Raw genomic sequence first — 12,811 nt, 5'->3', positions numbered from 1 at the left:
CCCCTAATCTTCTAACATATCTAATGCTAATTTCTTCATTGCTTGTGCTATCATTTTCTTTATTTCGTCTTTAGAAGCGCCGCCTTCATTTTCAGCTACTCCAGTATTTCTCTCTACTATGAAAGATACTCCGTCGAATAAATTAGTCATACGTCCTAAGAACAAGCTTCCTTTACCTACAAACATAGCTCTATTTGCATCTCCGCTAGTTAAATCTTCTATAGCAAATCCTACATATGGAACTCCTGATGGTATATGTCCTTGAGTAGGAGCCCATCCTGGAAGTCCATGTTTTTCAACAAAGCTAACTAGTTCAGATCTTTGTAAATCTCCTCTTTTAACAGCTAAAGCAGCTATCATCTTATAGTTAGCTTCTGGCACATCTCCTGCTCCTGCAGGTTTAGTTATATCTGGATTTTGCATTTCTACAGAATATTTATCTATATCAGTTACTTTAAGACCTGCTTTATCTATAGAGTCTGTTATTAAAGCTGTCATAACTGCTTGTGGAGAAGATCCTGTACCAACCGTATGTTTTCCAACTAAATCAGTTCTTATTATAGGGTTTACTCCATCATTTTTAGAAACTAATACAGCAAATCCACCTACTACATCTTCAAGAACTGGCATACCTTTCTTGATATGGTCTCTTGCATTCATACCTAGTTTTGCTGTAGCTCCACCAGCAACTACCATAACATTTTCGAATATTCCTGATTTTACAAGTGCTGATGCTTGTATTAATGCATGAGTAGGTGCTGCACAGAACCCTCTTGTATCTGATCCTGTAGCATTCTTAAGTCCTGCCATTTCAGCTATAGATTTTGCAAAGTTTCCTCCGCCTCTTTGATTTACATCTCCACATGCTTCTTCAGAGCACTCTATTACATATTCTATGCTAAGTGGATCAACACCAGTTTTTTTAACTAATTGTACAGCAGATAAAACTCCAGATGCTTTAACTACTAAATTTTCAAGCATTGTATGTGCGTTTAAGTTAACGTCTACATCATGAGCTGCCTTAACACAACCTACTAGTTGTTTGTTATGGTATAAGCCTTCAGCTACATGATCTTCAACTAATTTTTTTATCTCATCTAAATTATCTGACTTTAAACTTGCATGATAAGGAGCAAGCATATCATAATTTGATTCCATTTTAGGTTTTACTTCATTTATAAAATCTTCAGATAACTTAACTAAGTCAAATGCATCTGACATTTTCATAAGTGCTAAAAACTCATCTTGAGGCATTATTTCCCCAAATTTACCATCTCTTGAACCTTCTATTTTCTTATCAAACCAAGGCATTTGATGATGTCTTAATTCTTCAGGTTTTATGTTTCCTATGTACACTTGATTTGGTAAGTAATTTACTACCTCTTCATAGCTTCTTATATGGTTATTAATTTCTTTTAATAAGTCTGAATTAGGATTAGCATGTCTTTCCATACTACAAGTACTTCCATTATGTACTATCATATCTGGAGTATGTACTAATATGTAGCTAGCTCCCTTTAAAACTGGATAAGTCATCTTTTGCACCCCCAAATTTTTTTAAAAAGTTTTATATATTACAATAGATGGGCAAAAGCCCATCTATCTCATTAATTTTCAAATACCGTTTGGCCATCTACTTCAGTAGTTAAAGCTTTTAACGCTTTTTCTACTAAGCCTCTTCTTAATGATTTTTCTTCACTAGCATCTAATGATGGGTTACCTAGTGGATGAGGTATTGCTATTGTTGGAACTATTCTGTTTGCACCAACTGTAAGTGATATTGGAACTACAGTACACATGTGAACCACAGGTATACCTGTTCTTTCTATTTCTTTTACCATCGTTGCACCGCAACGTGTACAAGTACCTCACGTAGAAGTTAATATAACTGCATCTACGCCAGCTTCTATTAATTCTTTTCCTATTTCAGCTGCGAATTGTTTAGAACTTTTAACTGCAGTACCATTACCAACAGTTGTATAGAAGTATTCAAATAGTTCTCCTATTTTACCTTCCTTCTCCATATCTCTTAATACGTCAACTGGTATTACTCTATCAGAGTCTATATTTGCATAAACTGGATCATATCCACCATGAGCAGTTTCATGAGTTGCTTCTGTTAAATCGCCAAAACCAGATATGCTGTATTTTCCGTATTTAGAAGCTGATGAAGACTCTATTCTATCTGGGTTTCCTTTTGGAACTATACCACCAGATGTAACTATAGCTATTTTAGCTTTTGATATATCTTTTATAGCTGGGCTTGGATCAACTCTATCAAAGTTTGGCATTGGATATTCAGTAGTAAATTCCTCGCCTTTTATTTTCTTTACAAGCATCTCAACAGCTCTTTGAGATCCTCTCTTATCTGAGAAGAAGTTCTTTCTTATTCCTCTAGCCATATAACCTTCTTCAGCTGGAGATCCTAACTCTTCATTTTTAGCTAACTTTAATGCAAATTTAGCTACTGCTGGAAGAGCTTTTCTCATACCTGCTGCAGAGTCAGTTGTTTCAACTATGTATACATCTTTCTTAAACATATCTGCCCCTGGATTTTCTACGTACATTGCAGTTAATACAGGTATATTTAATTCACTTTGAACAGTTGTAGCTATACTACCAGCTGCAACTCCGTATCTACCTGCATTAAATGCAGGTCCTGATATAAATAACTCAGGATTGAAGCCTTTTATCATATCTAATACTTCTTTAGAAGCACTTTCAATATTTTCGTTAAAGTATGAGTCTCCACATACCACTGTAGCAACTATTTCAGCATTATCTCCTAGTAATTGGTTTAGTTGTTTACTTATTGGAGGTAACTCATCAGCTACATGTGGCTTAGTGTCAGCCTTCTCTTCTCCACCTATACCAGCAAAGAACTGATTTACATAATGAACTACTCTTAATTTTTCCATAAATTTCCCTCCTTTCAACTTTTCATTAGTCGTTGAACTTGCAGAATTGGCCTCTTATATTTTTCATTTCATCTACTATAGAATCTACATCTATAACCATTTCCATCATACCTACTTGATCATCATATACACCTGCATCAAATGAATCTTTCATTTCAGGTTCTACAACGTGGAACACTCTTAATCCTAATTCTACTCCTGCTAAAGGTCCTGCGAAAGTAGGATCTCCTGCAGTAACAGTTTCAGCTGCTAGACCAGCAGCTTCAGCTTCAGATGCACCTAGAACAACCACAAGATTTTCTGCGCCAAATTTGTCAGCAAAATCTTTAACTCTCTTTTGGTTTTCTAAGTCCATAGCCCCAGCAGCAGTTCAGACAAAGCATTCTGTTGAAGAAAAAACTACTTCAGCTCCGTCTACAGTTTTTATACATTCTTCTATTGCAGGTCCTGGAATACCATCACGGTCTCCAACTATTATGACCTTTTTATTAGTTAATAAGCTCATAACTATATCCTCCTATTGAAATTTTTATTTTTATTAGAATCCCTTACTAGTTAAATAACCAAATCCTGTTTCATTTGTTGCACCAGTTATAGCTTGTATTTCTACTTCTATACTTCCATCTTCTCTTAAGCTTCCAGCGAAACCTCCAGCTATAACATCTACTACATTTATATGACCAATAATTTTATCCATTTTTGGAAGAACTATTACTTCATTTGCATTACCATTAGTAACAACTGCATTTGCTCTAACATCAGCATCTGCTAATGATTGAGAAGCACCGTCTCTACCAGCATACTCATCTGTAACTATAACAGTTTTTATTTCTTCCATTTCTATTTTCTTACAGTTCATTATAAGGTCAGTATCTGGGTTACCAAATCCTTCTTGAGAAACTATAACTGCGTCTAATCCTAAGTACTTAGCTAACTTAGCAGTCCAGTTAGAAGATCTTTCTTTATCTGCTAAGTAAACGTTTTCATTTGTTATGATAACGCCTACGAAGTTATAATCTTTTCCGTGTCCTGCGTATAAGTCTTCTACTACAGAGTTATTTAAGTGAACATAAGTTGGGTTCTTATCACAAGCAGAAACACAGTTACCACTTACTATTGCACCGTCCATTAATTCAGTTGGATATAATAAAGTAGGAACTATTTGCTTTGCATCTACACCGTATACATATGTATCATGTAGTAATCCTTGAGTTTGTAACATATAAACATATCCAACCTTAGGAAGCTCTGGATATTCTTTTACAGATTCCATTAAAGGTTTAGTTTCATAAACTTTTACTTCATCTGGATTAACATTTCTAGCAGCTTCTCCTAAATATCTAGCAGCTTTGAATCCTATCATTCTAACAGCTTTTTCATGGTCATATTGCTTTAATCCATCAACTGGTTCAGCTATTACCACTACATTGTGCAGTTTAGAGAATGGAGTATATTCAGCTCCAGGTCCAGTCATATCTACTATACCTTCTTGGAAGCCAACTATTTTACCAGTAGTTACAACAGCCATACCTTTTAATGCATGAGTTCTACCTTCTCCTACTGTATCAACCTTAGAAAGTATTCCTGGGAATATTCCACCATTACCTTCTACTTTTACTCTTGGTTCTATAACATCTTTAACAGGAGTTATTCTTACACTTTCTCCTGGATGAGCTAATTCTAGGTCTATTGACTTTATGTGCTCATCTCCACCAATTTCTCTTATCATTTCTTCTTTGTTGATATATAAAACGCCATTTTCAACCTTAGTTGCATCAGCGAATTTCACATCATTTATGAAGATATTTCCTAATTCAAGACGCATTTGGTGCACCTCCTAGTATTTATTTTAAAAGTTAAGAACTGAATTGTTCTCAAATTTTTTTAACTTAAGTAATTATATATGTTTCTTTATCATTTCTTCTATGCTAGTTTTGCTAGCATCATCTTTAGTTACCTCATCTATTTTTTGTCCTTCTTTGTACATAGCTATTGTAGGCAATCCTAATACTTTTTGTGATATAGCTAGCCTTCTAGCTCCAGTTGTGTTTAGTTTACAGAATTTAACTTTATCTCCATAAACTTCTGATAATGCTTCTATATCTGGTAATAAAGCCTTACATGGCTCACAACCATCACTCCAATAGTCAACTAAAACTAACCCTTCAGCTTTTAATACTTCTTCTTCAAAAATTTCTTTATCAAGTACAAACATATTAAATACCTCCTTTGATATTAGTGTTCAAATTTTGACTCTATATATTTCTCTGCTGCTACAACGGCTATTGCACCATCAGCAGTAGCAGTAACTACCTGTCTCAAAGATTTTTCTCTACAATCCCCAGCCGCAAATACTCCTGGTATATTTGTTTTCATGTCTGGATCAGTTAATACGTACCCTGATTCATTTAAAGTTATTTTTCCTTTAAATAAACTAGTTTGTGGTAAGAATCCTACAAATACAAATACTCCCATTGTTCCATCTTCTTCATCAGCTTGATATTCAAATACCTCACCAGTTTTAGTGTTTTCAAATACTACAGACTCTAGTATCCCATCGCCTTTTACTTCTTTAACAACTGTATCTAATAAGAATTCTACTTTAGAGTTTCTTTTAGCTTTTTCTTCTATAGACTTTGCACATCTAAACTCATTTCTTCTATGTACTATTGTTACTTTTCTGGCGAACTTAGTTAAGTACATTCCTTCTTCAATTGCAGTATCTCCACCACCTATTACAAATACTTCAAAGTCTGTGAAGAAATCTGCATCACAAGTTGCACAATATGATACACCCTTACCTGTTAGCTCTTTTTCTCCTGGAACTCCTAACTTTCTTGGACTAGCACCAGTAGCTATTATTATAGATTTAGCTCTATATTCCCCTTTTTCTCCTTTTAAAACCTTTATATCTGATTCTAGATCTGTGTCTAGTATAGTATCTTTTATCATTTCTGCTCCAAATTCTTTGCATTGCTCAACCATTCTAGCGATTAAGCTTGGACCTGTAGCATCTGGTATAGAACCTGGGTAATTTGCAACTTCATCAGTTGTAACTATTTGACCACCTGTTTTATCTTTTTCTATTATTAGAGTCTTCATTTTAGCTCTTGCTCCATAAAGACCTGATGCTAAACCTGCTGGGCCCGCACCTATTATTATTACATCATATACATTTTGCATCTCCATAAGCCCTCCTCCTTTTATATTACATACTCAATTCTTTCTATTGTGTTTTTGAATATATCAAAGTCTACTACTTGGAAGTCCTCTATTATATTCAGAGGCCATTTTGGTGTATCAAAATTCCCTCTGAATTTTGTAGCCGTACTTAAAGCTTCTTCTATCAACATCACAGAATTAATATCTAAGTCCTTATCATGCTTTAATATTATAGTCCTATATGGTGTTTCATTCGGTTTTACACTTCCGTAAAGTGGATGAGATAGTAGCCTGTATCCAGAGTGTATGTAATCTCTACATATTTTAAGTATACCTATATAATCTTCCTCTAAAAACTCAATATCTTTATTTAAATTACTATCTCTAACAAGAGGATTATTTGTTAATACTTTCACCTAAAACACCTCGCTTCTCCTTAAGTTGTCTTCAATAAAAAAACAGGGAAAACAAATTCCCAATTTGTTTTCCCTGTTTATTCCAGGGTTCTGTCCAGATATAGTCCTTTTGCCTGAGAATTTCACTTAATTTCTTGGGAGAAATTTAAGTTTGTCCCTTCGGCGGCCCTTAGGCTCTCTTCTATATCCTTCTATCAGACTGTTTTCGCTTTTCTATACCATAATTATACAATTTTTAATTTTTTTATTCAATACAATTTTGTTAATTTTTTATTTTTTTTTGTATTTTAAAACCTACAATCTATTCTATTATAATAATTCAATATTTATGACTAAATTAAATTATCTTTTCACACTTATGATATAATTTCGCCTTTTTAATATAATCTCCTTCTTAAAATAATAAATATCTTTTCGACAAATATATATATTATAAACATAATAAATGAACCTTATAATATATATTATAAGGTTCATTTATTATTCTTTTATATAAAATATACCCATTACTCCAGGACCTGCGTGAGTTCCTATAGACGTTCCTACATCTACCACGACTATATCTTTTGGATTTATCTCTTTTTGTATAATTTCCTTTAATTTTTCTAGCTCTTCTTGGTTGTCTCCATGGCCAATACCAATTGTTTTATCACTAAGGCTTGTTCCTCCTCTTTCTTTAACTAGCTCTATAATTTTGGAGATAACATTTCTTTTTCCTCTAACTTGAGCTATGTTTGTAACCAATCCATCTTTCACTTCTAAAATAGGTTTTATGTTTAACATAGTCCCTATTGCAGCCTTAGTAGAAGATATTCGACCACCCTTTTGTAGATATTCTAGCGTATCTACAGAAAATATAACATTCATTTTATCTCTCATTATTTTTAGTTCATTTAATATATCTTCTATATTTTTTCCTTCTTTAGCCATTTTTGCAGCTTGAACAACCTGCATACCAGCACCATAAGAAAAACTCATAGTATCAAAAGTGTATATCTCTCCATCAATATCGTTTTTAGCCATAATTCCGGATTGATACGTTCCCGATGCTACAGATGATCCACCAATGTATAATACAGTTTTTCCATATTTTACATGTTTATCGAAGACCTCTTTGAATTGGATGTATGTAGCTTGAGAAGTTTTTGGTATAACTTTTTCAGTTCTAAGTTTTGTATAAAATTCATTTATGGATATATCTATTCCATCTTTATATTCTTGTCCATCAATTATAATAGTTAGAGGAACGATATCTATATCGTATTCACCTATTAAAGTTTTTGGTATGTCTGATAAACTATCACATACAACTTTTATATTACTCATTGTGTAATCTCCCTCTATATATTAATTATTTACTCATATTATATATATTCAATATTTAATTTATTACTCCTTGGTAATTCTACACTATTATCTCATACCAGGATAATCTAGTTGTCTTAATGCTTCATATACTACTATGGCTACTGAGTTAGATAAATTCAGAGACCTAGCTCTCTCAATATTTAGCATAGGTATTCTTATACAAGTGTCTAAATTTGCTTTTATTAAGTCTTCAGGAAGTCCTTTGGTTTCTTTTCCAAATACTAAAAAACAATTATCTTCATACTCCACATCTGAATGAGTTTGTTTTACCTTAGTAGTACCATAAAAAAATTTTCCTTCTGGATTTTTTTGTTTTAATTCATCAAAGCTATCATAGTATTGTATATCTACTAAGTCTAAATAATCTAGACCTGATCTTTTTAAATATTTGTCATCCATAGAAAACCCTAATGGTCTAACTAAGTGAAGTTTAGATTTAGTTGCTGCACAAGTTCTTATTATGTTTCCTGTATTTTGAGGTATTTCAGGTTCTACAAGTACTATATTTAAAGCCATATTATCACTCCTTATTTTATGTGTCTAAATACAAAAGGTCTTTTTACATCAATTGCTTTTTTGGGGCACAGTTCATGACAACAATAACATCTTATACAAGAATTTAAATTTATATTAGGCCCTTTATCATTCATATATATAGTTTTAGCAGGACAAACTCTTGCGCATTCTCCACACTTAACGCAATCCTCATATCTTATTGCAGGTTTTGGAGTAAAGAATAAAGTTATATATTGTTCAAATACTTTAGGCATTTTTCCTTTAAAAAAGTTTATATTTCTATTTTTAGGAATTTTATAATCTTTTATTATTTTATCTTCAAGCTTTTCACCAACTATAATTATATCAGAGAAATCCTCTTTTAAAAGTTTTCTTTCTAAACTTCGTTGTACTGTAGGAACAGTATTAGGGGCTAAATTTATTATTTTACATCCAACAACATCTAAAGCATATGGATTAGATGATCCTATAAGTAAACCCACCTTTCTAGGTATTCCAGCTGATGGCCCTTCACCTTCCATACCTATTATCCCATCCATTATTGTTAATGTGGGTTTTACATATTCACATATATCTACTAATGCATCGGTAAAATCCTTTAGATCGGGCATTTTAAAGTGATATTCAGCTTTTGACATTCCAGGCACTACACCAAATAAGTTTTTTACTCCTCCAGTATACGTAGCCATTACATGTGTTTTAAGCTTACAAAGAGATATAACGTAATCTGCATCTTCTACAGGTTTTATTACAGTGAGGTATTTTAGTATTTTACCTTCTTTATTTTCAACCTTTACTTCAGATGTATCGTAATTTAACTTAATATCTAATTCATTTGCTATATCTTCAATTCCACAAGCTTTATATACACCTTTTAGAATTTTTTCTGTGTACGGCCCACCAGGGCTATCTCCTACTATAACTTCACAATCTAATTTTAAAAGTTCTTCTGCTAATGCTTTTAAAACTAATGGATGTGTAGTTGTAGCTTCTTCTGGCCTTTTCTTCATTAAAAGATTTAATTTTATTAAAACTTTGCTTCCTCTTTCTATGTATTTTTCAAGACCGCCTATATCATCAAGCATTTTATTAAATGAGATTTTTATATCTTCATATATATAATCATTACATTCTCTTATGGAAACTTTCTTCATTATAGCCCCCTATATATCTAGTAGTTTATTCAAAGCTTTTGCAACTCCACTTTCTGTATTTTTATCGGTAATATAATTTGCCTTTTCTTTTACCAAATCCTCTGCATTTCCCATGGCTACACCCATACCTGCATACTCTATCATACTTAAATCATTATAGTTATCACCAAAAGTTATTATTTCTTCCCTATTTATTCCTAAAAACTCTGCAAGCCTTTTAACTGCATGTCCTTTATTTACACCTTTGTTCATTATTTCTATATTGTTATGCCAAGAACTGCATAGCTCTATATTATCAATATCTCTTAGTTCTTCTTTTATTTTCTTTAATATATCTTTGTCTTCATCTATAATTATAACCTTTAATATATCCTTATCTTTTATACTTTCTTCTAGGTTGTTATCTATTACTATATTTATTCTCATGTCTTCTGAAATTGATTTGTTAAACTCATAATATTTTAAAGAAGAATGATTTAATTCTTTGCAATATAATGTATCAGCACTATAAAATTGATAAAATATATTATATTTATCAAGTATATCTATTATTTTTATACAAGAATTGTTTTCTATCTTATTTTCATATATAACATTTTCTGTACCATTTTCTCTTATAAGGGCTCCATTGCAAGCTATTATTGGAGTATTTATATCTAGCAATTTTGCATAATTTCTAGCTGATGTATATATTCTTCCAGTAGCTATAGCTACCTTTACCCCTTTGGCTATAGCCTTCTTTAGAGCTTCTCTATTTTCTTCACTTACTTCATGGTGATTACTAAGCAAAGTTCCATCCATATCTGTAACTATTAATTTGTAATCCATATAATATCACCTCATATTTTCTGTGCATTTAAGTTTTTATTTTAATACAAAATCAACTAAAAAACAATTAATCTCCTATCTTTGAATTAAGAAATAGGAGATTAATTTCTTTTTTATTCACCTTTTAGTATTACCTTATTTTTAGGAGGATAATAATTTTGTGCAATAAGTTCTTTTTTAATTACTTTTTCATTTTGACTGTAAATTCTATAAGTATTTATTCTATATCCTAACCTACCTTTTTCTTTTACTATTTCTTCTCCTTTAGAAAGTGTTTTATCAGTTTCAAAAACTACTTTATTAGGTATAGTTTTAATAACCTCTGTGTCTACTTTTATATTTACTTTATCTTTTATATTTCCATATACATTAGATATAACCTTATTCTTATTTACTATATTTTCAATATATACTGGATGAGAATAATTATTTTTAAATTTTAAATCTATTATACCGTATACTAAAGTAGCATCTCTTCCTTTTTCAACATAGGAACTAGGTATTGAATGGTTCCTAACTTGCGTTATCTGTAATCCTGAGTACAGTACAGAATTATATAGTGTAGATGATACTTGACATATTCCGCCTGCTATACCGTCTTCTAGTTCTCCATTGATTATAACAGGTGCTTCCTTAAAGCCTTGATTTATTCCTCTTTTTCCAGTTAACCTGTTAAAAGAAAATTCTTCTCCAGGATTTAAAAGGATTCCATTTACTTTATATGTTCCTAATTTTATATTATAAGACCTACCTTCTACTTTATCATTAAATTTCGTTTCATATCTTCCAAGTACTGTATTTATTTGAGATAGATAATTGCTATTAATATTTGGACTTATTACATCTACAGGAATTATTACATCTTCATAATTTCTAGAATTTAAATTATCAACTATTGTTTTTTCTAAGTTATCAAAGTTTACTTTTGCTCCATCACTATGTGGAGTTATATTTATATTTCCATCTCTAGTGCTTATTTTTGCATTTATAGGTTCTTTGCTTAAAGATTTATTTATGTTGTCTATATAATTTTTTAATTTATTTGAATCATATTTACTAGTTATATTTATTACTTCTTTTGACTTTCTATTTAAATCCCAAACCTTTTTTATATTAGCTATATATCCATTATCTCTACCTATATTATATGCTTGTTCTATATTCTTTTTTATTTCGTAGTTATAACTTATATCTTTTGAATTTAAAGTAAATACTTTATTATCATAGATTAAATTTATTTGTTTGTTTTCATTGTACTCAGCTAATCTTTGTAAAGCCTCATCTTTAGTTAACCCTCCAACATCTATATTTCCTATATATACATTTTTATATATCTTTTCATTACTGTTATAGCCATAACTATATATATTGAAACTAGATAAAAGTATACAAATTGTAAAAACTACAATAATAATCGATTTTTTCATTAAGATCCATCTCCTTTTTTATAGTAATTACAATATTCCTTTATAGGGCATTTGCTACACTCTGGGTTTCTCGCTTTACATATTCGTCTTCCATGAAATATAAGCAAGTGATGTGCCCTAGACCACCTACTTTTAGGTATAGCCTTCATAAGTTCAAATTCTGTTTTTTCAGGATTAGTTGTTTTGACTATACCTATTCTATTTGCAACTCTAAATACATGAGTGTCTACAGCTATAGTATCTTCACCAAAAGCATTGCTTAAAACTACATTTGCTGTTTTCCTTCCTACTCCAGCAAGCTTCGTCAATTCATCTAAACTTCTAGGAACTTCTCCATTATACTTTTCTATTATATCCTTAGATGTACTTATTATTTTTTGTGATTTGCTTTTATATAATCCACAACTTCTTATCATATTTTCCAACTTTTCTATTTCTAAATTTGCAAAGTCATAAGGTGTATTATATTTTTTAAAAAGTTCACTTGTAATTATATTTACTCTAACATCTGTACATTGGGCTGATAAAATTGTAGCTATTAATAACTCAAATGGTGTTTTGTAGTTTAGCTCGCATTCTGCATCTGGAAAAGTTTCTTCTAAAATATCTAGTATCTCATTTACTTTTTTCATAAGATCTCCCCCTTACAAAGTCTCTCTTTGTATATTTATTATTTCAATTCTATCATCATTGTCTATAAAACTTATTATTTTATCTATAGTTTCATTTACTAATTTAGAAGAATTAGACAAGGTACATAAACCTATTATACTTTTTTGCCATTTATCGTTCTCTCCTACTTCACAAATAGATATATTGAATCTATTTTTAAGCCTTTCTATTATACTTTTTATAACATGTCTTTTTTCTTTTAGAGAATTTGCGTTATATATGATTAATTCTATTTCACAACTACCTATTATCATATTTATCCTCCACACACTTTTATGAAACATTTTATATTTATAGTATTTAACATAGCTATACAATTTATTTACTGCAAAAAAAAGAAAAAAATAGCT

14 protein-coding genes and 1 riboswitch are annotated in these 12,811 nt (G+C 31.0%); all 14 genes read right to left on the bottom strand.

The window, feature by feature from the left end; all coding sequences use genetic code 11:
- Positions 1-3: 3 nt before the first annotated feature.
- The 14 genes from grdC to BS62_RS08225 all read right to left on the bottom strand — a co-directional run bounded on the left by grdC (position 4) and on the right by BS62_RS08225 (position 12,715).
- Positions 4-1,536, bottom strand: a complete 1,533-nt coding sequence (gene grdC, locus BS62_RS08290) for a glycine/sarcosine/betaine reductase complex component C subunit beta (RefSeq protein WP_496490794.1) — start codon at positions 1,534-1,536, stop codon at positions 4-6.
- 71 nt (positions 1,537-1,607) lie between these two features.
- Positions 1,608-2,918, bottom strand: a complete 1,311-nt coding sequence (gene grdB / locus BS62_RS08285) for a glycine reductase complex selenoprotein B (RefSeq protein ID WP_496490793.1) — start codon at positions 2,916-2,918, stop codon at positions 1,608-1,610.
- Between the two features lie 25 nt (positions 2,919-2,943).
- Complete coding sequence (gene grdA, locus BS62_RS08280) at positions 2,944-3,423, bottom strand: glycine/sarcosine/betaine reductase complex selenoprotein A (protein WP_496490792.1); 480 nt, start codon at positions 3,421-3,423, stop codon at positions 2,944-2,946.
- Between the two features lie 33 nt (positions 3,424-3,456).
- Positions 3,457-4,743, bottom strand: coding sequence for a glycine/sarcosine/betaine reductase component B subunit (locus BS62_RS08275; protein WP_496490791.1), 1,287 nt, complete (start codon positions 4,741-4,743; stop codon positions 3,457-3,459).
- 72 nt (positions 4,744-4,815) lie between these two features.
- Positions 4,816-5,133, bottom strand: a complete 318-nt coding sequence (gene trxA, locus BS62_RS08270) for a thioredoxin TrxA (protein WP_496490790.1) — start codon at positions 5,131-5,133, stop codon at positions 4,816-4,818.
- Between the two features lie 20 nt (positions 5,134-5,153).
- The gene (trxB, locus tag BS62_RS08265) at positions 5,154-6,101 is read right to left on the bottom strand and encodes a thioredoxin-disulfide reductase (protein ID WP_496490850.1); all 948 of its coding nucleotides are present in this window, start codon (positions 6,099-6,101) and stop codon (positions 5,154-5,156) included.
- Positions 6,102-6,121: 20 nt separating this feature from the next.
- On the bottom strand, positions 6,122-6,496 hold the full coding sequence (locus BS62_RS08260; RefSeq protein ID WP_496490789.1) for a GrdX family protein: 375 nt from the start codon (positions 6,494-6,496) through the stop codon (positions 6,122-6,124).
- Positions 6,497-6,587: 91 nt separating this feature from the next.
- Positions 6,588-6,690: riboswitch (glycine riboswitch) on the bottom strand.
- 286 nt (positions 6,691-6,976) lie between these two features.
- A complete protein-coding gene (locus tag BS62_RS08255) occupies positions 6,977-7,822 on the bottom strand; it encodes a DegV family protein (RefSeq protein ID WP_496490788.1) in 846 nt (281 codons plus the stop codon).
- A gap of 87 nt (positions 7,823-7,909) precedes the next feature.
- A complete protein-coding gene (gene trmL, locus BS62_RS08250; RefSeq protein ID WP_496490787.1) occupies positions 7,910-8,380 on the bottom strand; it encodes a tRNA (uridine(34)/cytosine(34)/5-carboxymethylaminomethyluridine(34)-2'-O)-methyltransferase TrmL in 471 nt (156 codons plus the stop codon).
- A gap of 11 nt (positions 8,381-8,391) precedes the next feature.
- Positions 8,392-9,534, bottom strand: coding sequence for a DUF362 domain-containing protein (locus tag BS62_RS08245; protein WP_496490786.1), 1,143 nt, complete (start codon positions 9,532-9,534; stop codon positions 8,392-8,394).
- 9 nt (positions 9,535-9,543) lie between these two features.
- Complete coding sequence (locus BS62_RS08240; protein WP_496490785.1) at positions 9,544-10,362, bottom strand: Cof-type HAD-IIB family hydrolase; 819 nt, start codon at positions 10,360-10,362, stop codon at positions 9,544-9,546.
- 113 nt (positions 10,363-10,475) lie between these two features.
- Positions 10,476-11,789, bottom strand: a complete 1,314-nt coding sequence (locus tag BS62_RS08235) for a VanW family protein (protein WP_496490784.1) — start codon at positions 11,787-11,789, stop codon at positions 10,476-10,478.
- The gene (nth, locus tag BS62_RS08230) at positions 11,789-12,421 is read right to left on the bottom strand and encodes an endonuclease III (RefSeq protein WP_496490783.1); all 633 of its coding nucleotides are present in this window, start codon (positions 12,419-12,421) and stop codon (positions 11,789-11,791) included. The genes BS62_RS08235 and nth overlap by 1 nt, the downstream gene beginning before the upstream one ends.
- A gap of 12 nt (positions 12,422-12,433) precedes the next feature.
- Positions 12,434-12,715, bottom strand: coding sequence for a DUF503 domain-containing protein (locus tag BS62_RS08225; protein ID WP_496490782.1), 282 nt, complete (start codon positions 12,713-12,715; stop codon positions 12,434-12,436).
- Positions 12,716-12,811: the final 96 nt, after the last annotated feature.

The sequence above is a fragment of the Sporacetigenium mesophilum DSM 16796 genome (assembly GCF_059569055.1).
Note: the sequence above shows the minus strand (reverse complement) of the source record. Positions and strands in the feature narration are given on the sequence as shown.

What these genes read in the sequence shown, in the direction of transcription:
- grdC (WP_496490794.1), bottom strand. Translation starts at nt 1,536, where the DNA reads ATGACTTATCCAGTTTTAAAGGGAGCTAGCTACATATTAGTACATACT.
- BS62_RS08275 (WP_496490791.1), bottom strand. Translation starts at nt 4,743, where the DNA reads ATGCGTCTTGAATTAGGAAATATCTTCATAAATGATGTGAAATTCGCT.
- trxA (WP_496490790.1), bottom strand. Translation starts at nt 5,133, where the DNA reads ATGTTTGTACTTGATAAAGAAATTTTTGAAGAAGAAGTATTAAAAGCT.
- trxB (WP_496490850.1), bottom strand. Translation starts at nt 6,101, where the DNA reads ATGCAAAATGTATATGATGTAATAATAATAGGTGCGGGCCCAGCAGGT.
- BS62_RS08255 (WP_496490788.1), bottom strand. Translation starts at nt 7,822, where the DNA reads ATGAGTAATATAAAAGTTGTATGTGATAGTTTATCAGACATACCAAAA.
- trmL (WP_496490787.1), bottom strand. Translation starts at nt 8,380, where the DNA reads ATGGCTTTAAATATAGTACTTGTAGAACCTGAAATACCTCAAAATACA.
- BS62_RS08245 (WP_496490786.1), bottom strand. Translation starts at nt 9,534, where the DNA reads ATGAAGAAAGTTTCCATAAGAGAATGTAATGATTATATATATGAAGAT.
- BS62_RS08240 (WP_496490785.1), bottom strand. Translation starts at nt 10,362, where the DNA reads ATGGATTACAAATTAATAGTTACAGATATGGATGGAACTTTGCTTAGT.
- BS62_RS08235 (WP_496490784.1), bottom strand. Translation starts at nt 11,789, where the DNA reads ATGAAAAAATCGATTATTATTGTAGTTTTTACAATTTGTATACTTTTA.
- nth (WP_496490783.1), bottom strand. Translation starts at nt 12,421, where the DNA reads ATGAAAAAAGTAAATGAGATACTAGATATTTTAGAAGAAACTTTTCCA.
- BS62_RS08225 (WP_496490782.1), bottom strand. Translation starts at nt 12,715, where the DNA reads ATGATAATAGGTAGTTGTGAAATAGAATTAATCATATATAACGCAAAT.